Genomic DNA, 23,041 nt, shown 5'->3' on the forward strand with positions numbered 1-23,041 from the left:
GCACGGCAAGCGCGGACGGCAACTGATGGCAACCTCTTGGACTAAGACGCCGATTTCGGCGGTAATGAGGGACGGCGCGCCACCCCGGCCGCGCCCGAAGGGAACGATTCGACAATGGACGCCATGGATCCCGAGGCCGATCTCGGCGACCTGACCGGGACCGCCGACCGCGTCGGCGCCACGCTGCGCGGCATCCGGCGGCTCGGGGTCGCCTATTCCGGCGGCGTCGACTCCGCCGTGCTGGTCGCGCTGGCGGTGCGGGCGCTCGGCGTACACCAGGTGCTCGCCGTCCTGGGCGTCTCGCCCAGCCTGGCCGCCGCCGAGCGCACCGCCGCGCACGAGGTCGCCGCCTTCATCGGCGTCCCCGTGGTCGAGGTCGTCACCCACGAGGCCGAGCGGCCGGCCTATGTCGCCAACGGTCCCGATCGCTGCTACCACTGCAAGGACGAGCTCTTCACCCGCATCGACGCCGAACTGGCCGCCCGGCACGCCCTCGACGCGGTCGCGTACGGCGAGAACGCCGACGACGCCCGGCGCCCCGACCGGCCCGGGTCCCGGGCCGCCACCGAGCACGGGGTCCTGCGTCCCCTGGCGGAAGCCGGCCTGGCCAAGGCCGACGTGCGCCGCCTGGCCCGCGCGATGCGCCTGCCGTGCGCGGAGAAACCGGCGGCGCCCTGCCTCGCCTCCCGGATCCCGCACGCCGAGCGGGTCGACCCGGGCAAACTGCGCCAGATCGAGGAGGCCGAGGCGGCGCTGCGCACGCTCGGATTCACCGATTCCCGGGTACGCCATCACGGCGACGTCGCCCGGGTCGAGCTGCTCGCCGACGACCTGCCGAAGGCGGTGTCCCCGCCGGTCCGCGACCTGATCGTCACCGCGGTCCGGGCGGCCGGCTTCCGGTTCGTGGCCGTCGACCTGGCCGGCATCCAGTCCGGCGCCTTCACCCTCCCCCTGCTCGCCGCCCGGCATGGCTGACGCCTGGCAGCCACCGCGGCCGCTGCACGAGCTGGCCGACCTCGACCACGACCGGGCACACCGGCGCGGCTACCCGGAGGCCGTGTACTGCGAAGGCAAGTCCACCGACCAGCTCCGCACCATCGCCCGGTCCCTGGCCGCCCGTCCCGGCCCGCCGGCGACGACGCTGTTCACCCGCGCCACCCCGGCACACGCCGAAGCGGTCCGCGCCGAGCTCGCCGATGCCTTCCACGACCCCGAGGCCGGTCTGCTCGCCTGGCCGCCGCAGGCTCCCCGGGCCACCGGCGGGCTCGTCGTCGTGGTCGCGGCCGGCACCTCCGACCTGCCGGTGGCCCGCGAGGCCGAGCTCACCGCCGGCTACCTCGGCCGCCCGACCCGGGCCGTGGTGGACGTCGGGGTCGCCGGGCTGCACCGCATCGTCGCCCGGCTGGAACTGCTCCGGCAGGCCCGCGCGATCGTGGTCGTGGCCGGCATGGACGGCGCGCTCCCCGGCGTCGTCGCCGGCCTGGTCGCGGCGCCGGTGGTGGCCGTGCCGACCTCGGTCGGTTACGGAGCCGCGTTCGGCGGCATCGCGGCCCTGCTGACCATGCTCAACGCCTGCGCGCCCGGGGTCGGCGTGGTGAACATCGACAACGGGTACGGCGCCGGGCACCTCGCGGCCCAGATCGCCGCGCCCGCGCCCTAAGGTGCAGCTATGAGCGAGTTTCCCCGCGGCCTGGCCGCGTTCTCCGTGCAGGGTCGCAAGGCGCTGATCACCGGTGGCAACCGCGGCCTCGGGTACGCGTTCACTCAGGCACTGGCCGACTGCGGCGCCTCGGTCGCGTTCATCGGCAGGGACGCCGACGCCAATCGGACGGCGGTCGACCGGCTCGCCGCCGACGGCATCGAGGCCCACGCCATCGCCGCCGACCTGTCGAACGACGACGACGTGCAGCGCGGCGTCGATGAGGCCGTCGAGGCGCTCGGCGGGCTCGACATCGTGGTGAACAACGCCGGCACCGGTTTCCACAACCCGGCGTGGGACGCCACCGACGACGAATGGCAGCAGGTGTTCGACCTCAACGTCCGCGCGGTGTGGAAGGTCAGCCTCGCCGCCGGGCGTCACCTGCGGGCCACCGGCGGCGGCAGCATCGTGAACATCGGCTCCATCTCGGGGCTGATCGTCAACCGGCCGCAGGCGCAGGCGCCGTACAACGCGTCCAAGGCCGCCGTCCACCAGCTGACCAGGTCGCTGGCCGCGGAGTGGGCGCCGGATCACATCCGGGTCAACGCGGTGGCGCCCGGTTACGTCAAGACCGACATGGCGCCGGTCGACCGGCCGGAACTGCGCCGGATGTGGATCGAGGACGCTCCGCAACAGCGGTACGCGATGCCGCCCGAGATCGCCCCGACCGTGGTCTATCTCTGCTCCCCCGCGGCGGCGTTCGTCACCGGCTCGGTTCTGGTCATCGACGGCGGATACACCGTGTACTGAACAGCCCTTGTGCCCGGCCCGGATGGCACGCATGGTGTGCAGGGTGACCTCCGACGAATCCGTGGAACCGGTCCGCCTCGGCCTGGCCCTGGGCGGTGGCGCGGTGCGCGGGGCGGCGCACATCGGGGTCCTGGAGGTGCTGGACGGCGCCGGCCTCGAGCCCGCCGTGCTCACCGGCACCAGCGCCGGAGCCCTGGTCGGCGCCCTCTATGCGGCGGGCACCAGCCCCGCGGACATCAGCAAGCTGGCCCGCACGCTGCGCTGGGCCCGGCTGATCCGCCCGGCGCGCACCCGCAAGGCGCTCTTCGAAACGACCCGGCTGGCCACCTTCATCGACGGCCTGCTCGGCTCGCGTGACTTCGACGCGCTGATCCGGCCGTTCGGCGCGATCGCCTGCGACCTGACCACCGGCCGCGAGGTGGTGCTGCGCGACGGCCCGGTGGCCACCGCGGTGCTGGCCAGCGCGGCGATCCCGGGCGTCTTCCCGCCGGTCGAGCGGGACGGTCAGGTGCTGGTCGACGGCAGCCTGGTCACCATGGTGCCGGCCGCGCTGGCCCGCGAGCTGGGCGCCGACATCGTGCTGGCGGTCGACGTCTCCGGCCCGCTGCCGCGGCGCCCGCCGACCACCCTGCTGCAGATCCTGGTGGCGGCGAGCACGCTGCAGCCGGGCGGCGCGGACACCGTCGACGGCCACGCCGACCTGGTGCTAACCCCCACCCTCGACGAGTACGCCTTCTGGGAGCTGTCCCGCGTCGCGGAGTTCGAGGAGGCGGGCCGGCGGGCGGCCGAGGAGGCGCTGCCCCTGATCCGCGCGCTGATCGCCACCGCCGCGGCCCGGCGCGCCTGGCAGCACGGGACCGGGACGGACGACGCCTGACCGGCCCGGCCCCGGTGGTCAGCGGGCGGCGCCGGCCAGCGCCGTGCGGATCTTGCCGGCGCCGGCCGGGACGGCGACCTCGAACGAGGCCCCGTCGCCGTACGGCTTGCCGTACGCGGGATTGTCGCCGGCCTGGAAGCGCCAGCCCTCGGCCAGCGGACCCGCGTCGACCGCGTCGTAGCCGATCGCGTCCAGAAAGTCGGTGACCAGCACCTTCGCGCCGGCGTTGTCACCGGCGACGGCCAGCGCCGAGCGATCCGGGGCGCCGGCCGGGCGACCGAGCGAGCCCAGCGACCGCCAGAAGATGTTGTTGAAGAGCTTCACCACGCGTGACGTCGGCAGGTGCCGCTGCAGGAGCTCGCTGCTGGTCGCCGAACCGTCGTCCAGCTCCGCGATGCTGCCGTCCCGCGCCGGGTAGTAGTTGGTGGTGTCGATCACCGTCTTGCCGGCCAGCGCCTCCACCGGGGCGCTCCGATAGGCGTGCAGCGGCACCGACAGCACCACGAAGTCTCCGGCCTCGGCGGCCTCGGTCGCGGTGGCCGCGCGCGCCTTCGGGCCGAGCTCCTCCACCAGGTCCTCGAGCGTCTCCGGCCCGCGTGAGTTGCTCACCACGACGTCGTAGCCCGCCGCGACGGCCAGCCGGGCGACGGTGCCGCCGATCTTCCCGCTACCGATGATTCCCACAGTCGTCATGCCCGCGGCAACCCGCCCGGCCGGACCGCTATTTCCCGTCGCGGCTGCGGCCTGGGTCACAGCGCGTCATTGTTCGCGGTCGTTCCGCTCGATCGCCCGGGCGATCTCGACCCGGGAGTTGACGGACAGTTTCTGGAACATGCTCCGGATGTGCGCCTCCACCGTCTTGGTGCTCAGGTACAGCTCCGCGGCGATCTCCGCGTTCGTGCGCCGGTCCGTGACGAGCCGTGCGACCTGCCGTTCCCGCTCGGTCAGGGTGGCGACGTCGGTGCCGCTCCCGGAGCCACGCTCGGTGCGGTGGTGGACGCGCCGGTGACCGAGCCGGCGGAGCTGCCGCTCGGCCTCGGCGCGGCGTCGCGGGGCTCCGCACCGGTCGTACACCGCGCAGGCCTGCTGGAGTTGCGTGACCGCCTGCTCCGGGTCGCCGGCCTCGGCGAGGGCACGCGCGGCGAGTTGCCGCGCGATGGCGGCTTCCAGGACGGCGCCCGCGGTCTCGGCGGTTCTCGCGGCGGCCAGCGCCAGGTCCGCGGCATGCCGGGGCTGTCCGGTGTGCAGGGCGACCGCGGCCGCGGCACGATCGGCCACCGCCCGGGCGAGAGCCGACCCGGAGCCGACCGCGTACGCCCGGGCCCGGTCGGCCGCGTCGGCCGCCTCGGACCCCCGGCCCAGCGCGATCCGGCAGCGGCTCAGCAGTTCGAAGGCGGCGGGCCGGGTCGGACCGGGCACCAGCGCCAGCTCGTCGCCGCCCAGATCCGTGCTCAGCAGTTGCTCGGCCGGAGCCGGATCGCCCGCCTCGACCAGCGCGGCGGCGAGCGCGACCCGGGCCCACACGCCGGGCAGCGCCGTCGGCGCGCCGTGTGCCTCGACGCATTCCTCCGCCGCGGCGCGGGCCGCGGCGGCGTCGCCCTGGGCCACCGCCAGCGATGAGCGGGCGAGCAGCGCCCAGCCCAGCATGGAGGGGTTCCCGTAGATCCGGGCGACGTCGACGGCCTCGTCGACCACCGCCGCGGCGTCGGACAGCCGGCCCAGCCCGGTCCACACCGTGCCGGCCCAGTAGAGCACCGGCACGTGGTGCGGGGAGCCGAGGTGTTGCGCGACGGCCAGGGCCCGGTCGGCGTGCCGGCCGGCGGCCCGGAGGCGGCCGGTGAACAGTTCGCCGGCGGCGAGCCGGGCGGCCATCGGAATCGGCGAGTGCCCGATCTCCTCATCGGTCAGCGCGTCGATCAGCAGGGCGGCGTCGTCGCACGCCGGCCCGGCATCGGCCTGGACCCCGGTGAGCGCGGCGCCCAGGGCCAGCCCGGCGGCGGCCTCGGCGAGCATGTGGCGGTCGCCGAGCCGGTCGGCGGCGGCGCCGGCCCGGCGCGCCCACTCGACCGCCCGCCCGTAGTCCATCCGGAACAGATGGTCCTGCGCGATCGCGTTCATCAGCCGGACCGAGACCGCCGGGTTCGTCTCGCCGGTCAGCGCGAGCGCGCCCATGAGGCGTCGGTGCGCGGCGTCGTAGTGGCCGAGAGCATGTTCGATGCGGGCGCAGTCGGCGATCACCGGAACGTGCGCCGCCATCGCCTCCCCGGGCAGCAGCTCGATGGCCCGGACCAGCGCGGACCGGGCGTCGGCGAGTCGGCCGGCCGCCCCGAGCGCGCCGCCGAGCGCCGTCCACAGCGCGGCCGCTTCGGGCGGCGGCGCGTCCGTCAGCAGGTCCACCGCGGCGCGATACCAGCGGGCCGCCTCGCCCGGCGCCCGCCGGACCACCGCGTCGCCCGCCTCCCGGAGCAGCGCCACCGCGGCCGGATCACCGCGACGGGCGCCCTGCACGACGTGATAGGCGCGTCCGGCCGCGGGGACCCCGCGGGCCGCCAGCGCGTCGGCGATGCGCTCGTGCGCGCCGACCCGCCACGCCCGTGGCGCCGCGTCATAGACGGCCCGGCGCAGCAACGGATGCCGGAACCGGAAGCGGCGCGGCGCCTCGGTCGGCCGGACCAGATCCCGGGCCAGCAGCAGGTCGAGCGCCTCGGCCACGGCCGCCTCGGACAGTTCGGCGGCGGGGGCGACCAGTTCGATGACGAAGGGGTCCCCGGCCACCGCGGCGCCCTCCAGCACGCGCCGGGTGGTCCGGTCGAGCAGGGCCAGCTCGTCCGACATAGCGGTCGTCACGGCCGGCGGCACCTCGTCGCCGGCCGGGCGCGCGACGGCGCCGGGCGGCACGTCACGCCGGGTCCGCGCCAGCTGTCCGAGGTAGAACGGGTTGCCGCCGCTCTCGGTGTGCAGAGCCGCGGCGTTCCGGCCGTCGACGCCGGCTCCCAGCAGCTCCCGTGCGTGCGGCAGGCTCAGCGGGCCCAGTTCCAGCCGGGTCACGAGGCCGGCGGCCTGCGCCCGCTCCAGCCCGGCGGTCAGCCGGCCGCCGGTCTGCCGGGGTCGCATCGCCAGGCCGAAGAGCACCGGGCCGACCGGCGGCCGGCGCAGCAGCGCGCAGATCAGCTCCACCGATCCGGAATCCGCCCAGTGCAGGTCGTCGAGCAGCAGCACCAGCGGACCGCCGGCGGCGAGCGTCTCCAACAGCTGACGCATGGCCCGATGGGTGCGGTATCGCGGATCTCCGCGCTCCGGCGCGGCGCCGGCCCTCACCGGCCAGGACGGCAGCACCTCGGCGAGGTCGGCCGCGACGTCGTCCAGGCCGTCGAGGCGTTCCGGGCCGGCCGCCCGCAGATATTCGTCGAGCGCGTCGACGAACAGCCAGAAGGGCAGGTCCTGCTCGAACTCCGAAGCGCTCGCGGCCAGCACCAGCATGCGGCTCGCGTCGGCGCGCTCGCCCAGTTCGGCCAGCAGGCGGCTCTTCCCGATGCCCGGCTCACCGGCCAGCAGCACGACGGCCGGCCGGCCGGACGCGAGCGCGTCGAGCGCGGTGTCGAACGTGTCCAGTTCGGCGCCCCGCCCCACCAGGCTGCGACCGTCCTCCGCCACCGGTATGCCACCCCTCCCCCGGCAGCATGCCGCATGGCGGCGGCGCGGACCAGGGTGCGGTTGAGGGTCACACCCCAATGTCGGCGGGCGCGAAAGTCACGATGCTCGTCATGTGACGTACTTCCTTCTCCACAATCACCACGCCGCCGACGACTGCGGGGTCGTGTTCGCCGCGTTCCGCGGATTCGCCAGCCCGTTGCGGCACACCGAGGCGCTGGCCTCGTGCCGCAGCGGCGGCCACGAGGTGTGGTGGCGGGTCGCGGCCGAGGACGCGGCCTCGGCACTGAGCCAGCTTCCGCGCTACGTCGCCGGCAACAGCACGGCCACCCGCGTCGACACGGTCGCCGTTCCCTGATCTCCACCCACCCACCCACCCACCCACCCGACCTGGGAGACACCATGACAACCGACCAGCCCCGCACCCCCGCCCTGCCGGCCCGGAGCGGCGTCGTGATCGTCGGCGCCGGACCGACCGGACTGACGCTGGCCTGCACCCTGGCCGCCCGAGGCGTCGACTTCCTGCTCATCGACCAGGCCGAGCAGGGCGGCAACACCTCCCGGGCCGCCGTCATCCACGCCCGCACGCTGGAGGTCCTCGACGACATCGGGGTGACCGACGAGCTGTGCCGCCGCGGTGTCGTCGTGCCCCGGTTCAGCATCCGCGACCGCGACCGGGCCCTGCTGGACGTGCCCTTCGACGGCCTGCCCACCAAGTTCCCCTACACCCTGATGCTGCCTCAGGACCAGACCGAGCAGATCCTCGGCGAACGCCTCGCCGACGGCGGCGGCACCGTGCACTGGCGTCATCAGCTGACCGGCATCGAGAACGGCGACGACGGCGTCGTCGCCACCATCGCCGGCCCCGGCGGCGCCGTGCACCAGGTCCACGCCCGGTACGTCGCCGGCTGCGACGGCATGCACAGCGCCGTCCGGGAGCGGGCCGGCATCGGCTTCACCGGCGCCCGGTACGAGGAGTCCTTCGTGCTGGCCGACGTACGGATGACCTGGCCGCACCCGCGCGACGCCGTGCACCTGTACTTCTCGCCGGGCGGCCTGGTCGTGGTGGCGCCCCTGCCCGACAACCGCTACCGGATCGTGGCCACCCTCGACGAGGCGCCCGAGCAGCCGGACATCTCCGACGTGCAGCGCCTGCTCGACGCCCGCGGCCCGCGCACCGCCCCCGCCCGGGTCACCGAGATGGTGTGGGGCTCCCGCTTCCGCGTGCACCACCGGCTGGCCGACAACTACCGGCGCCGGTCGGTGTTCCTCGCCGGCGACGCGGCGCACGTGCACAGCCCGGCCGGCGGCCAGGGCATGAACACCGGCATCCAGGACGCCGTGGCGCTGGCCCGGGTCCTCACCGACGCGATCGCGGCGCCCGCCGGGGCGGTCGACCTCGACGCCTACGAGGCCCAGCGACGCCCGGTCGCGGCCGGTGTCGTCGCCATGACCGACCGCCTCACCCGCGCGGCGACCGTCCGCAACCCGGTGGTCCGCCGGATCCGCAACACGGTGCTCGGCCTGGCCGGCCGGTCCGCGACCGTGCGGCGAAAGCTCGCCATGAATCTCTCCGAACTCTCCGTCGACGCCGCCCGCCCCAGTGACCAGGAGGACATCCCATGTCCGGCTTCCGAACGTTCGTAAGCACCCACCGCATCCTCGCCTTCTTCGCTCTCGCCTACCTCCTGACCTGGGCGCCGCTGCCGTGGGGCACCTTCTTCAACACCGGCGCGCTGATCGCCGCCCTGATCGTCGCCGCCGTCGCGGACGGCCCGGCCGGCCTCCGACAGATCGGCGCGCGCCTGATCCGCTGGCGGGTCAACTGGATCTGGTACGCGCTCGCCCTCGGCGTGCCGCTGCTGGTCAACGCGGCCACCATGGGTCTCACCATGGCGACCGGCGCACCGGCGCCCGAGGGCCTGCTGAGCGCCCTGGCCGGCGTACCGCTGGCGATCGGGATCACCATCGTCAACCCGCTCAACGGCCCGCTCAGCGAGGAGCCCGGTTTCCGCGGCTACGCCCTGCCGATCCTGCAGAGCCGCAACTCGCCGCTGGTCTCCGGCCTCGTCCTCGCCGTCCTGATCACGATCTGGCACGGGCCACTGTTCTTCATCGACCAGTTCAACCTGCGGCCCTATCAGGCGGTCACCACGTTCGCCGTGACCCTCTGGTACGTGTGGCTGTTCGATCACGCCTCCGGCAGCGCCCTGATCACCCTGATCGCGCACGCCACCGAGGGCTCGCTCAACATCGAGGGCCTCTACCCGGCGGGCAGCCACGCGACCCGCGCCATCGTCGTCAACCTGCTGCTCTGGTGCGTCGTCGCGGTGGTTCTGCTCTTCGCGTACCGCAGGTTCTGGACCTCGCCGGCGCCGGAGGCCGACCGGTCCCCCGCCCACCTGGAAGAGGTCCGGCGGTGATGCCATGGGTGCGGCCCCCGATCGGTACGCTGCGCGCACTCGTGCCGTCGACCGCCATCTCGGAACGGAGCGCATCGTGACCGCGTACCAGATCATCGCTCTGCTCGTCGCCGGCGGGTCGGCGCTCGCCGGCGCCGGTCTGCTGGCCCAGGCCCTCGCCAGCCGGCGCGATCGGCGCCGATTCCCGCCGCCCGGCGCCCTGGTCGACGTCGGCGGACACCGCCTGCATCTGGTGGTGGCCGGGGCGCCCTCGGCCGCACCGACAGTCGTCCTCGAGGCGGGCATGGCCTCCATGTCGGCCAACTGGGCCTGGGTCCGCGACGATCTCGCCCGCGACGGCCGGGTGGTCTCCTACGACCGCGCCCGGCTGGGATGGAGCGATGCCGGCACCGGCCGGCTGGACGCCGCTACCAGCGCCGACGAGCTGCACGCGCTGCTCGGCGCGGCCGGCCTCGAGCCGCCGTACGTGCTGGCCGGCCATTCCTACGGCGGGCTGGTCGTGCGGATGTTCGCCGATCGGTATCCCGGCGAGGTGGCCGGCCTGGTGCTGGTCGACGCGTCGCATCCCGACCAATGGATCTCGATTCCGGCCTCCCGCAACGGACGCACCGTCGCCGCCGGAAACCGGCTGACCGCCCTGTTCGCCCGCGTCGGGCTGTTGCGCCTGTTCCGCGCGGAACGGTCCTTCATCGCGGGGCTGCCCGCCCTCGAGTACGCCCAGATGCGCGCCTACCTGGCCCGGCCGGACGGGTGGGCGGCCGGCGCGGACGGGCTGCTCGCCTGGGACCGCCAGACCCGCGGCCAGGTGAACGCCGCGCGGGATCTGCGCGACCTCCCGCTGCTCGTGCTCAGCGTCACCGACCAGGACCGGTACGCCGACCAGCTGACCCGGCTGCAGGCGGAGCTGGCCGGCCTGTCCACCAACAGCCGGCACGTCACCGTGGCCGACGCCACCCACTACACGCTGGTCTCCGAGCGGGCGCACGCCGCGGTCGTGTCCGACGCCGTCCGAGCGGTCATCGAGGCGGCCCGATCCGGTGGCCGTGTCCGGCTGCCGTCGCCGGCCGGATCATCATCGCGGAAGCGCCCATCGGCCGATGGTTCCACTCCCGTGACCGGTCCATAGTGCGAAGGTGGGAAGCGAACAGCTCGCGTGGTCCGGCCGCGACTGGCGGATGCCGGTCTGGCTCTGGCTGGGCCTGGCCACGATGTTCGTCAGCGCTCTGCACATCATCATCGACTTCGGCGTCGGACTGTTCGACCTGCACGGAAAGCTCAGCCTGTCCGAGGCGGCGACACTTGTCGGCGTCGCGCTGATCCAGATCTGGTGGGCGATCTCCTTCATGGCCGGCGCCCGGGGCAACGGCAGCGGCGTGGCCAGCGCCGGGATTCTCGGCGCCGGGTGGGCGGCACTGACCAACGGCTTCCCGATCGTCTACTGCCCGCCCGTGTGCCAGGAGGCGTGGCCGCTGACCGACCTGGGCCACGTCGGCAGCATCGTGTTCGGCATCCTGCTCGCGCTGATCTCCCTCTGGTCGCTGTGGCGCGCCCGGGTGCGGCCGGGCTGGTTCATGCCGGCCGTGGCGACCGTCCTGGTGATCGGAACCGTCGTGTCGCTGGCGAGCACCCCGATCACCTAGTCTCACCGCGGACGGCGACTCACGATGAGGAGCAGGATCCCCAGGGCGGTGAGGGCGCCGAGAACGGCCGCTCCGACCGCCGGCTTGAAATACAGCAGGAAGCCGGCTCCGGTGGCGACGAGCAACAGCACGAAGCCGTGGAGATCGATCAACGATCGACCCCTGTCCGGCGGCGCCCACGACTCGTCGTCGGCCGGATTCACCGGGGAGTCTGACATGTTCGGTCCTTTCGCCGCATTGCTCGCGGCCGGCTGACGGGGTGGTGTTCTGCCACCCCCTTCTACGCCGAAACCACGTCTGTGGTTGGCGCTACCCGGTCCTTCCGGTCCCCGACGAGATCGCCTGGAGCAGCACCTGGGCGGTGGTGGCCGGATCCTCCGCGATGAACACGCGGCCGCCGGTTGGAGCCACAATGGTTCGGAGTTCCTCAGGATCGGTGCCGGTGCCGACACCGACGGCGATGATGCGGACCGGCCGCTCCGGGTCGGCCGCCCTCCGCAGCTCCGTCACCAACTGCTGACGGCTGAGGCCGTCCCGGTCGTCGTTCCGGCCGGCCGTCACGAGCAGCACCGAGTTGACAGTGCCGGGCGCATAGTCGTTCTGCAGCCGCCGGTACGCGGCGAGGGTGGTGTCGTAGAGGCCGAGGCCGCTCCCCGATCGCGGTGCGATGCCATCGATCGCCACACTGAGGTCACCTCGCGACGCGGCCAGCGAACCGACCGGCACGACCTCGCGCCAGTCCCGGTCACCGTCCATGCCGGCGGAGAACAGCCACAGGCCCAGGGACCACCTGTCATCCAAGTAGGACAGATCCGACTGGAACCCCTTCCGGGCCACCTCCGCACGGGATACGCCGCCCGCGGCCGGGACAGGGACCGCCATCGCGCTGGACACGTCGAAGACGGCAAGCGCACGACCGGGGCCGACCACCGCGAGCCAGGCACCCAGCGCCTGGCTGATCGCACTGCGATCGAGGCTGCCGGTGTCAGCGGCACCGGCCGATTCGACCGGCGCACCAGTGGGGGCGGGGAAGCCGGCGCCGGTCACTCCGCCCGGCCCGCGCAGTCCGAGCGCCCCGAGCCGGTCGCAGAATTCCGGCCGCCGGAGGATGTCGAGGAAGGCATCCGCCACCGCACCTCGGGCGTGGCCGAGGTGCGGAAGTGTCACGAACGGGTAGTCCAGCGGCGCGGGCTCCGGATCGAGGTGCACGGCGGCGAGCTTCACGGGTGGCTTCGCCGCATTGAAGTCGATCACATCGGACTCGGACATCGGCGCCGCGCTGAGCGTCTCCGCGAGGTCGTCCTCGGACCGGGGGAACTTCTCGAACAGGTCCTCCGTCAGCGTGGAGCTGTCCGCGGCGAACGCCCGCAGGATGCCGGCCATCGCGGCCTGGTCGTCGGTGCGGGTGCCCACGGCACGGCTCAAGGACATCAGGCCGGTCAGGCCGGCGGCGCTCCGCGTGGGGTCGACCAGGCCCACGCGGCTGCGACCGGCTTCGATCTGTGCCGCGAGAGATGACCAGCTCAGCTTCTTGTTCGGCCAGCCGATCCGCCGAGCGACGGGCTCCGGCATCGCGACGACGACGGGGCTCTCGGCGATCGAGCGCCCCGGCTCCTGAATCGCGGCAGAGGCTTCGGCACGCAGCCTGAGCGGCCACGTCGATGAGTCCGGGATCCACACATCAGGTGCGGCCATGGACAAGGGGGCGGCGCCGACTCCGCCGAGGTCGACTCCGTTCTCGCGCGCGATGGCTGCGGCGACCGTCGCGGAACCGACGGCGGTTACCGAGACCTCACCGCACGCGCCGCGGGTTTTCGCGACCTCGGCATTCCATGCGGTGGCCACGCCCCGCACCGCGGGTGCGATCTCCGGGGTGGCCGCGATCGTCAGCCCGACGCCGCCGGCGCAGCTCGATCCGGCGAGCTGGTGACCTCCGATCCACGGCACGGCGACGACGACGGCGATGCTCAACGCGGTGGCGACACCCGAACCCCACCGGAAGTCGAGGCTTCGGTGGGGTGCGCCGCGGCCGACGCTGCGCAGGTGTCGCATCAGCCGAACCACCGGACGGCGCCGGTAGCGGTCGACCTTGAGAAGCATGTCGGCCGCGGACGGAACCGCGTCGTGTCCCGGATGGTCGTGCGTCTCGTGAGTCATCCCCGGCCCTCCTCCTCGGCCATGGTGCGGAGCTGCCGGAAAGCGTCGGAGGTGCTCCACTTGATCGTTCCCTCCGGCGCGCCCATCTCCTCGGCGACCTGCTTGCTGCTCTGATCCATCACGTGCCGGCGAAAGACGATCTCGCGCTGGGAAGGCTTCAACCCGGCCAGGTGGACCTTGAGCCGGGCCCATCGATCGATCCGGTCGATGTGCTCATCCGTGCCATCCGGGCCGGCCCGATCAACGAAGCATCGATCATCGGGATCGGTGAGCGTCTCCGGTGCGCGTTTGGCGGCGCTGGTCCGGCGATGCGCGCTCGTGCACTCGTTCTTCACCGCGGTGATCGTGTAGGCGATGGGGTCACGCGACCGGGCACTGTCCCACTTCTTCCACACCTTGAGCAGCGCGTCCTGGATGCGGTCCAGCGCCTCCTCCCGAGGGTCGGGACAACCGCGGCACTCCTTCACCGCGATGCGGAAGAACGTGACCCGATTCGCGGCGACGAAGGCATCGAACTCGGCGGCCCAGTGATCCTTCATCTCGCCAACCCATGGCAATCCGTGGTCACCGCGGTGACCTGGACGATGGCGAGCAGGGCATCGTTCGCTCCTCGGCGGCTGACGACGTTGTCCCCTACCACTACGCATTTCGGGCTCGGCGCGGCGGGCGATGTCACCCGTTCGGACGACGCCGGGGCCGGCTCACCAGGTCGTGGCGGGCGTCCAGGCGCGGATCGCCGCGCAGGATGGCGCCGTGCAACTCGTGCAGCCGCCTAGCGGAGCCCCCACACGGTGTAGTGGAACGTCAGCCTGGGGAACGCGGCGCTCGGAGCCTGATCGACGGTGAGCATCGCGAGGCCGTCCTCCTTGGTGCGCACGCAGACGTCTCGGCCGCGGGTCAGGCGGTCCCGCAGGTTGTCCTGAATGCTGTCCGCATACCGCTCGGCGGCGAGGCAGCGGGACACGGCGTGATCCCCGGGGGTCTCCAGCACGGACAGCCATCCGTACACGCGGGTGCCCTCATGCGACAGGGCGAGGTCCATGCTCGGAGGATTGTTCTCGAGGTCCAGATCGAAATCGGCGCTCCCGCCGGTCTCGAAGTCGATCATGCGCCAGTCGTTGAGCGTGACGTCGCGACCGGTGCGCAGAGATGTCCAGCCGGCCGCCGCCGCGTCGTCCCGGGTGCCGCTGGTCGTCGCACCGGGCGCGCCCGGGCCGGTTCGATCCTGACCGACGGATGTCACACCGATGTAGACGAACAGCAGGACCATCGCCACCGTGACCGCGGCCAGGATCTGCGCCAGCCGGCCGCCGCGCCGGACCGCCGAGTGCAGGCGGGACAACGGCCGGGCACTCGGGGCGTACCGGTGGACTTGCGGGTCGGCCGGGCCGGGCCCAGAGGTCTCGATCCGCGTCGCGAGGGTGACGGCGAACGCGGCAGCGTGCGCCGCGGCCCGCGATTGCCATCCGGCCGCATCGATGTGGCGCTTGGCGCCGTCGGCGGCGTCGCTGATCCCCCGGATCGTGATCGCCTGGTGGAAGTTCTTGCGGTGGGCGGCCTCGGCGACGCCCGCGCTCTCCATGTCGATCGCGATGGCGTCGCTGTAGTACTTCGCGATCAGCCCGGCCAGCGGAGAGGTGCGCGAGTCGAGGACGACGTCACCGGAGACGAGCGGCTTGAAATGCACCCGGGGCGCGGACCCACCGGCGACCCCGGGCAGGGCCGCGGTCCAGGCGCCGGACTGGGCCACCTCGCGGGCGAGCTGCTCCAGGCCGTGCGCCAGCGGCCAGGCTCTCGTGCGTGGCCGGAACACCTCGGACTCCTCCCGTCCACCCTGGAAGGTGTGGACCCGGGTGGCCACGACCACGTCGCCGACCGCCGCGTCATCGGTCAACCCGCCGGCGACTCCGACGAGCATCAGCGCTCGGGGCTGGAAGTCCTGGATCGCCCGCCCGGCCAGAGCGGCGGCGGCGAGGTTGCCCTCGCCGATCAGTGCCAGCGCGACCCGGCGTCCGACACCGGGGAGGCCGCCGATCGCGTAGCGCGTGCCGTCCGGGTCGATGTGCGAGCGCGCATCGGTCAGGTGTGCGTGTATCGCGTCGTATTCGAGGCTGAGGGCGGTGAGGAACACGATGTCCGCACCGAGGTCAGACGCCACGTCCTCAAACTACTAGCGCCGTCAATCGTGCGCGGCGGCTCGAACCCACATCCAGCGGGGTGATCAGTCCGGCCGGGGGTGTGGTGCTGGGACACCTGCCATCCGGCATCTCAGCACCCGTGGGTTGCCGCGTCAGATGCGCTTCAGCGAGCTGGCCTTGTTCGAGAACTTGTTGTTCCTGAAGTTCGAGTCGTAGGAGAAGCCTTCGCGGTGTACCGGGAGGAGCCGCCGCATCCGGGGATGTCCCACATCCGCACGCGGTGGCTCCGGTAGTTCCGCATCGAGTTCGCGTCGTAGTTGATGCCGGCGGACAGGTTGCGGCACGCCGTGCTCGGGGCGTACTTGTACTGGTCGCCCTTGTAGCCGGCCGACTCGTACAGGCAGAACCGGTTGGCCGGACAGTCCGCGAGCGCCGGGCTGATCGTTCGGTGGACGTCCACCGATCGAGAGCCTGCCGACTATTAAGCGCGATCGTCCGCTAAGACAGCAATCGCACCAATCGGCGTCTGAACGTAATGCGGGGGCTCGAATCGGCCGCGCCCACTAGCGTACGGCCCCATGACCGATCCGGCCCCGCCCGAGATCATCCCACCCGCCGTTTCGGTGCCGAGCCGCGCGCCGGACGCCAATTGGCTGGCCGTGTGGGCCGGCGCGGTCGCGGCCCTGGGCACGGTCGTGGCCGGTCCACGTCTCGAACGCCTGGCCGAATACGACGCCACGCTGGCGCCGTTGATTCCGGCCGCGACCTCGCTGATCGTCGCGGTCATCGCCCGGATCTGGCACCCGAGGCGGGCCGCCGATCTGCAGATCCTCTCCCTCTCCACCCTCCTGGTCGTCATCCTCATCGGTGCTCCGCTGGTGATTCTCGACGTCGTCCACACCGCGCCCGGACGGTCCGCCCGATCGGCGGCGACGGACTGGGCCACAGTGGATTCCCAGCGCTTCGAGGGCTCCTCGGGCCGCACCGGTCTCCCCGGGGATTCGCACGGCATCGGACAGCGCTGCCTGCACGACGGCGCCCTGCGCATCCAGCTGACGATGAAGGGCCTGGACTCCGCCTCACAGGAGACGACCGGCCTGACTCCCCCGGTCGCCGGCACGTGGTATGCGGAGGTCCGGGTCCGCCGGGTCGACGGCCCGGACGGCACCGTGTGCGCCCTGCTGTTCGGGCACGTCGCCGAGGACCGCTTCTACGCGTTGCGGATGCAGGCGGGAACGCTCGAGGTCACCCTGTTCACCGGCGCCGGGGCCGCCCGTTCGATCTTCCAGGCCAAGCTCCCCCGCAATGCGAAGGCCGACCGGTGGACACGGTTGGGGGTGCGGTTCGAGGGGAATCAGGCGACCTTCTTCGCCAACGATCGCCGCGTCGGCGAGACCACCCTCGCGCCGCCGCCGGACGGCACCGCGCCGCTGCCGGACGGCCCTGTCGACCTGGCCACGATCCTACCGCGGGGAAACCGGCCCTACCAGGCCACCTGTGCCTTCGACGACCTGCTCGTCGCCCGGGCCTGACCGAAGCGACGAACCGATCATCGGATGGGTGCACCACTACCCTTCTGCGACCCTGATGGGGATGGCGAGGCTCGCGACACTGGCTCAGGGAGGTTGCCGTGTTCGGACGATTGTTGTGCGCCGTCGGTCTGCACAAGTGGGAGCGGCGGACGAACCCCGACCAAGGCGGCAAGGGCGCGGTCTACTCAGCCTGCCGACGCTGCGGCAAGGAGAAGACTGAGTACGGTCCGCCAACCGAGGGCCAGTCCATCGGGTTGGGCGGGTGACGCCCGGAGCGACCCACCGCTACGAGGCGTAGATCGAGAACTTCGCGGTCCAGCGGCTCGACGTGCCGAACGTCGCCGGCCACGTGCCGAACGTGCGCGGCTGGCTCCACGCGCCCTGGTTGGCGCTGCCGATGTCGAAGCTCAGGTTGTTGTCCCCATTCGTGTTGTACATCAGCCAATAGGCCGTGTTCGGCGCCAGCGTCGTGCTCACCGGACGGCTGTTCCACGAGTTGGCGGTCAGCGCGCCGGACGTGCTCGACGCCACCAGCGTGCCCGGTGAGCCGTTGGCGTCGGCGTAGATCGCCACCTGATACTGGTTGCCCGGCGCGGCCTGGACAGTCCGGAGGTAGACGGAGATCTGGCTGACCGGCAGCGCGGTGGGGCCGTTCACGAACCGCGAGCCGTTCATGTAGTTCACGTCGCCGGAGTCCAGCGTGCCGCCGATCTGGTCGTACCCGAATCGCGGCGCGCTCGGATCGGCTGTGGTGAACGAGAACTGGTGGTTGGCCGCGAGGGCGTTGCCCGCCGTGTCGGTCACGCCGGTCCGCACGGTCACCGCATACGCGGTCGAAGCGGTCAGCGCCGCGGACGGCGTGATCGTGGCCGCCTGGTTGGCCGCGTCATAGGTCACGGTCCGGTTGACCAAGGTGCCGCCCGGGCCGCGCAGTTCCAGGTTGGCCGGCGTGATGGTGCCCGCCGCCATGGCCTCGCTGAACCGCACGGTGATCGGCGCGTTCAGCGCCACCCCGATGGCGCCGCCGGTCGGGGTGGTGGAGGCGACCGTGGGCGCGGCGGTGTCCGCACCGGTGGTCGCATAGATGGAGAACTTCGCGTTCCACCGGCTGGACGTGCCGAACGTCGCCGGCCACGTGCCGAACGTCGTGGCTCCGCTCCAGGCGCCCTGACCGGCCGTGCCCGCGTCGAAGCTCAGGTTGTTGTCGCCGTTGGTGTTGTACATCAGCCAGTACGCGGTGTTGGCGGCCAGCGACGCGGCGATCGGCCGGGTGTTCCACGAGTTGGCGGTCAGCGCGCCCGAGGTGCTGGTGGCCACGCGGGCGGCGGGCGAGCCGTTCGCGTCGGCAAAGATGGCGAGCTGGTACTGGTTGTTCGGGGCCGGCCGCACGGTCTTCAGGTATACCGACATGGACTGGACCGTCGCCGGGTCGGACCCGGTGACGAACCGCGAGCCGTTCATGTGGTTCATGTCGCCGGTGTCCGTCGACGCGCCGGCCTGGGTGTAGCCGATCCGCTGCGGTGTCGGGGCGGTCGCATAGGTCGCGGTGTAGGTGGTCGCCGCCGTGGGCGCGGCGATGACGTGGTTCTGCTGCCCGCCGTCGGACCACGACGTGAACGTCGAGGAGGCCTGGGGGGACGGCGCCGACACCGAGTTGGTGGAGCCTTGGATCACCGTACGGGAGAAGGGTGTGGTCCCTGACGAGGAGCCGACGGTGAGCTGGAGTCCGGACGGCACGGTGGCGAAGGTCAGGTCGACCGTCTTCGGGTCCAGCCGGCGCGTGACCGTGTGGCTCAGGCCCTCCTGGTCGGTGGCCACCAGCTTGAGCTCCAAATAGGACGGATAGTCGTGGTCGGGCGCCTCGAACGATCCGGACGCCGCACCGGTCCAGCTGCGGATCGCGTGCGCGTGGCAGTTGTCCGGCGCGGAGCAGTGGTGCATGACCAGGTCCCAGCTGAGGCGGGACGCGGGCAGCGCGCCTTGCTGCGGATCGGTGGCGTGGCCGGAGAAGGCGATCACGTCGCCGACCTTCCAGGTCGTGCCCAGGACCGGCGTGTCGATCACGGCGGTCGGCGCCTCGTTGCCGGGCGTGATGGCGATCGTGCTGGTGTGCGTCGCGTTCAACGTGTCGGTCACGGTCAGCCGCGCGGTGAAGGGACCCGCCGCGGTGTAGGTGAACGACGCCGTCGGCGCGGTCGAGTCGGTCACGCCGTCGTTGGTGAAGTCCCAGGCGTAGCGCAGGCGTCCCTCGTCGGCCGGATCCGGGTCGGTGGAGCCGGTGCCGTTGAACGCCACGGTCAGCGGCGTCGGGCCCTGCGTCGGCGACGCCGCGATCACCGCGGTCGGCGGCTGGTTGCCGGGGAAGTAGCGCACCCGCCGGATGGTGCCGCCGCCCAGATCGGCGTAGTAGAGCTCACCGCCGGGACCGACCTCGAGGTCGACCGGGTTGGCGGCGTCGGAGATGAACGTCTGCAGGTTGGCCGGATCGGGCAGGCCGCCCGGCGTGGACGGCAACGACGCCCAGATGCACCGGCGCGAGTAGTCGGCGAAGAAGACCGCGCCGTTGTACGCGGCCGGGTAGGGACCGCCGGCGGCCGGATAGAACGCCACGCCGGTCGACGACGAGCTGCCGGTCGGGCAGGCCTCGCCCGAGACCAGCCGGCTGGAGTGGTTCCAGGCGACGAACGGCAGCGTGTGGGCGCTCGCCGGCTCGGTGTAGAGGGTCTCGCAGATCGGCAGGTTCGCGCTGTCGTAACCGGATTGCCGGGCGTTGCCCTCCCAGCACGGCCAGCCGAAGTTGGTCACGCCCGCGGTCGGGTTGACCACCCGGTTGACCTCTTCCCAGGTGTTCCATCCGGTGTCGGAGATCCAGGTCTCGCTGGTGCCGGGCCGCATGGTGATCCGGTACGGGTTGCGCAGACCGTTGGCGACGATCCGGCGGGTGTCCGGGTCGGCGGAGCCGATGTTCGGGTTGCCGGCCGCGGCCGCGCCGGTGACCGGGTCGAGCCGCAGCAGGGTGCCGTCGAGCTGGGTCTCGTCGCCCGGCGTGCGGATGTCCTGCGATCGCAACGCCCCGCCCTCGTTGACCGGGTCGCCGCACGGGTTCGTCGGCGCCCCGGAGGGGAACTGGCCGTAGTCGACCGCGCTGAAGCTCGCGCCATCGCCCGCGGCGACATAGAGCATGCCGTCCGCGCCGAAGGCGATGTCACCGATGGAGTGGCTCGGGAACTGCTGGCACCAGTCGTGCAGCAGCACCTGCTCGCTGCCGGTCATCGTGTCGCCGGCGGCCTGCAGACGGGAGAGCCGGCCGGTGACCACGCAGCGTCCGTCGTTCGCGTTGGCGCACACGTCGTTCCAGACCGGGGCGGTCTGCCCGGGCGGCGCGTCGTAGGTGTAAAGCACGTATACATAGGGATTCGCGGGAAAATTGGGCGCCAGCGTCATCCCGAGCAGACCGCGGTCCCACTGGTTGTGCACGTTGGTCGACAGGTCGGCGAACACCGTCGGGGTCGTGTCGGCGAGGTCGTCGAAGACCTTGATGCGGCCGCCCTTCTCGGCGACGAAGACGCGCCCGTCCGGCGCGAACTCCAGGTCGACCGGGGAGCTGAGACCGCTGAAGACGATCTGCTCCTGGAAGCCGCTCGGCAGCACGACCGCGGAAGCGGTCTGCGGGCCGACGAATGACGTCACCGCGAACACGGTCGCAAGAGCGACAAACCCACTCAGCGTACGCCGAAGCACGGGCAATCCCCTCCCAGTTCGCGGTGGGACAGAGGTCCGCCACCTCGCAAGATTGCCGAAGCCTATGGGGATTCCGAGCCCCCGAGCCGTCGGCTGTGCGACTCGACCGCCCGGCGACCGGCCAGAACTGGCCGTCCGTCCGGTGGATGCCCGTCGATCGGCGGACGGGGCGGACCGGACGCGGGTGTCCGCAATGATCCCGAAGTGTTTGCATGCCGAGGTGACGTTCGCTGCGCTCGGCCGGTGGTGCGCCCGCCGGCGGTGGCCGGTCCTCGGCGCCTGGCTGGTCCTGGTCGCCGCCGGACTGGTTCTGGGGGGTCAGGTCTTCGACCGGGTCAGCACCGCGGACAGCCTGCGGCCGGGCGCCGAGTCGCAGCTCGCCGACCGGCGACTCGACCGGATGCTGCCCGAGGGCCCGGTGGTCGTCGCCGTCGTCGGTGGACGCGACGTGTACGACCGGGCGCTGGTCGACGACATCACCGCGGTGACCGCCGAGATCCGTGCCATCGACGGCGTCGCCGAGGTCGAGGATTTGTACGGCTCTCCGGGCGGGCGGATCGGCGCCGACAACCGGAGCTCGCTGATCCGGGCCGAGTTGGAGCGAGGCCTGCCGGACGACCGGCGCGAGCGGGTCGAGGACGCGGTTGCCGTTGCCCTGCACGGCATCGACGCGCCCGAGGTGCTGGTCGGCGGCGAAAAGCTCGCCGAGCGCGCGTTCGCCGACCAGGCCATCGCGGACGCGGCCCTCGGCGAGTCGGTCGCGATCGTCGTCCTGCTGGTCGTGCTGACGCTGATTCTCGGCGGCTTCGTGGCCGGCTTGATCCCACTCGCCGCCGCGCTGACCACCGTGTCGGTGACGCTGCTCGGTCTGTTCGGACTGACCGCGGTCACCGGAGTCAGCGAATTCACCGTCAATGTGGTCACCCTGCTCGGTATCGGGCTCGCCGTCGACTATGCGCTGCTGGTGATCGCCCGATTCCGGGAGGAACGCGACGCCGGCCCCGGCGCCCCGGTCGCGGAACTCCTCGCCCGCACCACCGCGACCGCCGGCCGCACGGTGCTGATCTCCGGGCTCGCCGTGGCCGCCGCGATGGTCGGCCTGTTCGCGTTCGCCGAACCACTGCTCGGCGCGATGGCGCTGGGTGGCGCGGTCGCCGTGCTGCTGGCCACGCTGGCCGGCCTGACGATGGTGCCCGCGCTCATCGCCGTGGCCCACCGCCGCATCCCCGGCCCGCGCTCCGGACGCGGCCCGAGCATGCTCGCGCGGCCGGCGACTTTCGCGCAGGCCCGGCCCGCACCGGTCGCGCTCGCCGTCACGGCCGGGCTCATCGTGCTGTCGATGCCCTTCGTGTTCGCCGTCAACCTGGAGAACTCGGACGCCCGCGCATTGCCCGCTTCGGCCGAGGCCCGCCGGCTGCAGGAGGCCGTGCAACGCGACTTCAGCGGCGGCCAGGCCGACCCGGTCGTGGTCGTGGTCGAGGCCGATCCGGCCGGCGCCGAGGTCCGCGACTTCATGAACGAGCTCAACACGCTGGACGGCGTGCTGCGGCTCGCGCCTCGCCCGGACATCACCGCGCCGGCGGCCGTCATCGACGTCACGCCGGAGGGCGAGACGGCCGGCCCGGTCTCCCGCGACCTGGTCCGCGCCATCCGGGCGCTGGACCCGCCGTTCCCGGTGCTCGTCGGCGGCGGCGCCGCGGAGCTGGTCGACTACCGCGACTCGGTGGCCGGCCGGTTCCCGATCGCGCTGCTGGTCGTCCTGCTGTCCACGGCGGTGCTGCTCTTCGTGCTGACCGGCTCGCTGGTGATTCCGGCCAAGGCGCTGCTGATGAACGCGCTCACCCTGCTCGCCACGCTCGGCGTGCTGGTCGTGGTGTTCCAGTGGGGCATCGGCGACGCCCTGTTCGGCTTCGACTCGTGGGGCGCGATCGACGTCACCACGCCCGTGCTGCTGTTCGTATTCATCTTCGGGCTCTCGATGGACTATGAGGTGTTCCTGCTCGCCCGCATCAAGGAGGAGTGGGACCGCGGGACGGCCGGCGACCGCGCCGTACGCATCGGCATCGAGAAGTCCGGACCGGTGGTCACCGCCGCGGCCCTGTGCATCGGCGTGGTGTTCCTCGGCTTCCTGCTCGGCGACCTGATCGCCGTCAAGGAGATCGGTTTCGCGATGGCGGTCGCGCTGCTGCTCGACGTCACGGTCGTCCGCGGCCTGCTCCTGCCCGCGGTGATGAGCCTGCTCGGCGACTGGAACTGGTGGGCCCCGGCGCCGCTGCGCCGGCTGCACGAACGCTGGTTCGCGCCGCGCCTCACCAGTCCGGAGCCGGTGGCCGCGCGCGTCCCGGCGGCCGCCATTCGCGAAACCTAACCGCGATGGGGCATAGTGACCCGCCATCGACCGGAGTCGCTTGCCGTGCAGAGGATGGTTGGACG

General features: G+C 72.5%; 19 protein-coding genes. 11 read left to right on the forward strand and 8 right to left on the reverse strand.

All coding sequences use genetic code 11. The features are described 5' to 3' along the window. Nucleotides 1–123 precede the first annotated feature (123 nt). The 4 genes from larE to ACZ6TI_RS39555 are packed head-to-tail and all read left to right on the forward strand — an operon-like array spanning nucleotide 124 to nucleotide 3,326. Nucleotides 124–975 carry an ATP-dependent sacrificial sulfur transferase LarE gene (larE, locus tag ACZ6TI_RS39540; RefSeq protein WP_465350389.1) on the forward strand — a complete coding sequence of 284 codons (852 nt, stop codon included), beginning with the start codon at nucleotides 124–126 and terminating at the stop codon, nucleotides 973–975. Next, nucleotides 968–1,660 carry a nickel pincer cofactor biosynthesis protein LarB gene (larB, locus tag ACZ6TI_RS39545; protein WP_465350390.1) on the forward strand — a complete coding sequence of 231 codons (693 nt, stop codon included), beginning with the start codon at nucleotides 968–970 and terminating at the stop codon, nucleotides 1,658–1,660. The genes larE and larB overlap by 8 nt, the downstream gene beginning before the upstream one ends. A gap of 9 nt (nucleotides 1,661–1,669) precedes the next feature. Beyond that, the gene (locus ACZ6TI_RS39550; protein WP_465350391.1) at nucleotides 1,670–2,449 is read left to right on the forward strand and encodes an SDR family NAD(P)-dependent oxidoreductase; all 780 of its coding nucleotides are present in this window, start codon (nucleotides 1,670–1,672) and stop codon (nucleotides 2,447–2,449) included. Nucleotides 2,450–2,492: 43 nt separating this feature from the next. Further along, nucleotides 2,493–3,326 (forward strand): patatin-like phospholipase family protein, encoded by an 834-nt coding sequence (locus tag ACZ6TI_RS39555; protein ID WP_465350392.1) that lies wholly within the window; start codon nucleotides 2,493–2,495, stop codon nucleotides 3,324–3,326. 18 nt (nucleotides 3,327–3,344) lie between these two features. On the opposite strand, the gene ACZ6TI_RS39560 is transcribed toward ACZ6TI_RS39555, so the two are convergent. Both ACZ6TI_RS39560 and ACZ6TI_RS39565 read right to left on the reverse strand, forming a co-directional pair. Further along, a complete protein-coding gene (locus ACZ6TI_RS39560; RefSeq protein WP_465350393.1) occupies nucleotides 3,345–4,019 on the reverse strand; it encodes an NADPH-dependent F420 reductase in 675 nt (224 codons plus the stop codon). Nucleotides 4,020–4,085: 66 nt separating this feature from the next. After that, nucleotides 4,086–6,980: a helix-turn-helix transcriptional regulator gene (locus ACZ6TI_RS39565; protein WP_465350394.1), complete on the reverse strand. Its 2,895-nt coding sequence runs from the start codon at nucleotides 6,978–6,980 to the stop codon at nucleotides 4,086–4,088. Nucleotides 6,981–7,092: 112 nt separating this feature from the next. Here ACZ6TI_RS39565 and ACZ6TI_RS39570 point away from each other — a divergent pair, with 112 nt between their 5' ends. The 5 genes from ACZ6TI_RS39570 to ACZ6TI_RS39590 all read left to right on the forward strand — a co-directional run bounded on the left by ACZ6TI_RS39570 (nucleotide 7,093) and on the right by ACZ6TI_RS39590 (nucleotide 11,040). Beyond that, nucleotides 7,093–7,335: a hypothetical protein gene (locus ACZ6TI_RS39570; RefSeq protein ID WP_465350395.1), complete on the forward strand. Its 243-nt coding sequence runs from the start codon at nucleotides 7,093–7,095 to the stop codon at nucleotides 7,333–7,335. Nucleotides 7,336–7,379: 44 nt separating this feature from the next. Further along, nucleotides 7,380–8,624 carry an FAD-dependent oxidoreductase gene (locus ACZ6TI_RS39575; RefSeq protein ID WP_465350396.1) on the forward strand — a complete coding sequence of 415 codons (1,245 nt, stop codon included), beginning with the start codon at nucleotides 7,380–7,382 and terminating at the stop codon, nucleotides 8,622–8,624. Beyond that, on the forward strand, nucleotides 8,600–9,400 hold the full coding sequence (locus ACZ6TI_RS39580; protein ID WP_465350397.1) for a CPBP family intramembrane glutamic endopeptidase: 801 nt from the start codon (nucleotides 8,600–8,602) through the stop codon (nucleotides 9,398–9,400). The genes ACZ6TI_RS39575 and ACZ6TI_RS39580 overlap by 25 nt, the downstream gene beginning before the upstream one ends. A gap of 76 nt (nucleotides 9,401–9,476) precedes the next feature. Continuing rightward, nucleotides 9,477–10,526, forward strand: coding sequence for an alpha/beta fold hydrolase (locus ACZ6TI_RS39585; protein WP_465350398.1), 1,050 nt, complete (start codon nucleotides 9,477–9,479; stop codon nucleotides 10,524–10,526). A 7-nt stretch (nucleotides 10,527–10,533) separates the two neighbouring features. Beyond that, nucleotides 10,534–11,040: a hypothetical protein gene (locus tag ACZ6TI_RS39590; RefSeq protein WP_465350399.1), complete on the forward strand. Its 507-nt coding sequence runs from the start codon at nucleotides 10,534–10,536 to the stop codon at nucleotides 11,038–11,040. Nucleotides 11,041–11,042: 2 nt separating this feature from the next. On the opposite strand, the gene ACZ6TI_RS39595 is transcribed toward ACZ6TI_RS39590, so the two are convergent. The 5 genes from ACZ6TI_RS39595 to ACZ6TI_RS39615 form a co-directional block, all read right to left on the reverse strand. Next, entirely contained in the window at nucleotides 11,043–11,258 is a 216-nt protein-coding gene (locus ACZ6TI_RS39595; protein WP_465350400.1) for a hypothetical protein, read from the reverse strand. A 91-nt stretch (nucleotides 11,259–11,349) separates the two neighbouring features. Further along, entirely contained in the window at nucleotides 11,350–13,197 is a 1,848-nt protein-coding gene (locus tag ACZ6TI_RS39600; protein ID WP_465350401.1) for a substrate-binding domain-containing protein, read from the reverse strand. After that, nucleotides 13,194–13,736, reverse strand: coding sequence for an RNA polymerase sigma factor (locus ACZ6TI_RS39605; RefSeq protein WP_465350402.1), 543 nt, complete (start codon nucleotides 13,734–13,736; stop codon nucleotides 13,194–13,196). The genes ACZ6TI_RS39600 and ACZ6TI_RS39605 overlap by 4 nt, the downstream gene beginning before the upstream one ends. A gap of 233 nt (nucleotides 13,737–13,969) precedes the next feature. Continuing rightward, the gene (locus tag ACZ6TI_RS39610) at nucleotides 13,970–15,355 is read right to left on the reverse strand and encodes a 5'-methylthioadenosine/S-adenosylhomocysteine nucleosidase family protein (protein WP_465350403.1); all 1,386 of its coding nucleotides are present in this window, start codon (nucleotides 15,353–15,355) and stop codon (nucleotides 13,970–13,972) included. Nucleotides 15,356–15,498: 143 nt separating this feature from the next. Continuing rightward, the gene (locus ACZ6TI_RS39615) at nucleotides 15,499–15,795 is read right to left on the reverse strand and encodes a peptidase inhibitor family I36 protein (RefSeq protein WP_465350404.1); all 297 of its coding nucleotides are present in this window, start codon (nucleotides 15,793–15,795) and stop codon (nucleotides 15,499–15,501) included. 118 nt (nucleotides 15,796–15,913) lie between these two features. On the opposite strand from ACZ6TI_RS39615, the gene ACZ6TI_RS39620 reads away from it, so the two are divergent. Further along, nucleotides 15,914–16,867: a hypothetical protein gene (locus ACZ6TI_RS39620; protein WP_465350405.1), complete on the forward strand. Its 954-nt coding sequence runs from the start codon at nucleotides 15,914–15,916 to the stop codon at nucleotides 16,865–16,867. Between the two features lie 285 nt (nucleotides 16,868–17,152). On the opposite strand, the gene ACZ6TI_RS39625 is transcribed toward ACZ6TI_RS39620, so the two are convergent. Next, nucleotides 17,153–20,557 (reverse strand): PQQ-dependent sugar dehydrogenase, encoded by a 3,405-nt coding sequence (locus ACZ6TI_RS39625; protein ID WP_465350406.1) that lies wholly within the window; start codon nucleotides 20,555–20,557, stop codon nucleotides 17,153–17,155. 271 nt (nucleotides 20,558–20,828) lie between these two features. Between ACZ6TI_RS39625 and ACZ6TI_RS39630 the strand changes: the two genes are divergently transcribed. Continuing rightward, nucleotides 20,829–22,976, forward strand: coding sequence for an MMPL family transporter (locus ACZ6TI_RS39630; protein ID WP_465350407.1), 2,148 nt, complete (start codon nucleotides 20,829–20,831; stop codon nucleotides 22,974–22,976). The last annotated feature ends 65 nt before the right edge of the window (nucleotides 22,977–23,041 follow it).

This window comes from Actinoplanes sp. NPDC051388, assembly GCF_055586225.1.

Coding starts and splice junctions, on each gene's coding strand:
- ACZ6TI_RS39595 (WP_465350400.1), bottom strand. CDS start 11,258: ATGTCAGACTCCCCGGTGAATCCGGCCGACGACGAGTCGTGGGCGCCG.
- ACZ6TI_RS39560 (WP_465350393.1), bottom strand. CDS start 4,019: ATGACGACTGTGGGAATCATCGGTAGCGGGAAGATCGGCGGCACCGTC.
- ACZ6TI_RS39605 (WP_465350402.1), bottom strand. CDS start 13,736: ATGAAGGATCACTGGGCCGCCGAGTTCGATGCCTTCGTCGCCGCGAAT.
- larE (WP_465350389.1), top strand. CDS start 124: ATGGATCCCGAGGCCGATCTCGGCGACCTGACCGGGACCGCCGACCGC.
- ACZ6TI_RS39620 (WP_465350405.1), top strand. CDS start 15,914: ATGACCGATCCGGCCCCGCCCGAGATCATCCCACCCGCCGTTTCGGTG.
- ACZ6TI_RS39575 (WP_465350396.1), top strand. CDS start 7,380: ATGACAACCGACCAGCCCCGCACCCCCGCCCTGCCGGCCCGGAGCGGC.
- ACZ6TI_RS39550 (WP_465350391.1), top strand. CDS start 1,670: ATGAGCGAGTTTCCCCGCGGCCTGGCCGCGTTCTCCGTGCAGGGTCGC.
- ACZ6TI_RS39600 (WP_465350401.1), bottom strand. CDS start 13,197: ATGACTCACGAGACGCACGACCATCCGGGACACGACGCGGTTCCGTCC.
- ACZ6TI_RS39580 (WP_465350397.1), top strand. CDS start 8,600: ATGTCCGGCTTCCGAACGTTCGTAAGCACCCACCGCATCCTCGCCTTC.
- larB (WP_465350390.1), top strand. CDS start 968: ATGGCTGACGCCTGGCAGCCACCGCGGCCGCTGCACGAGCTGGCCGAC.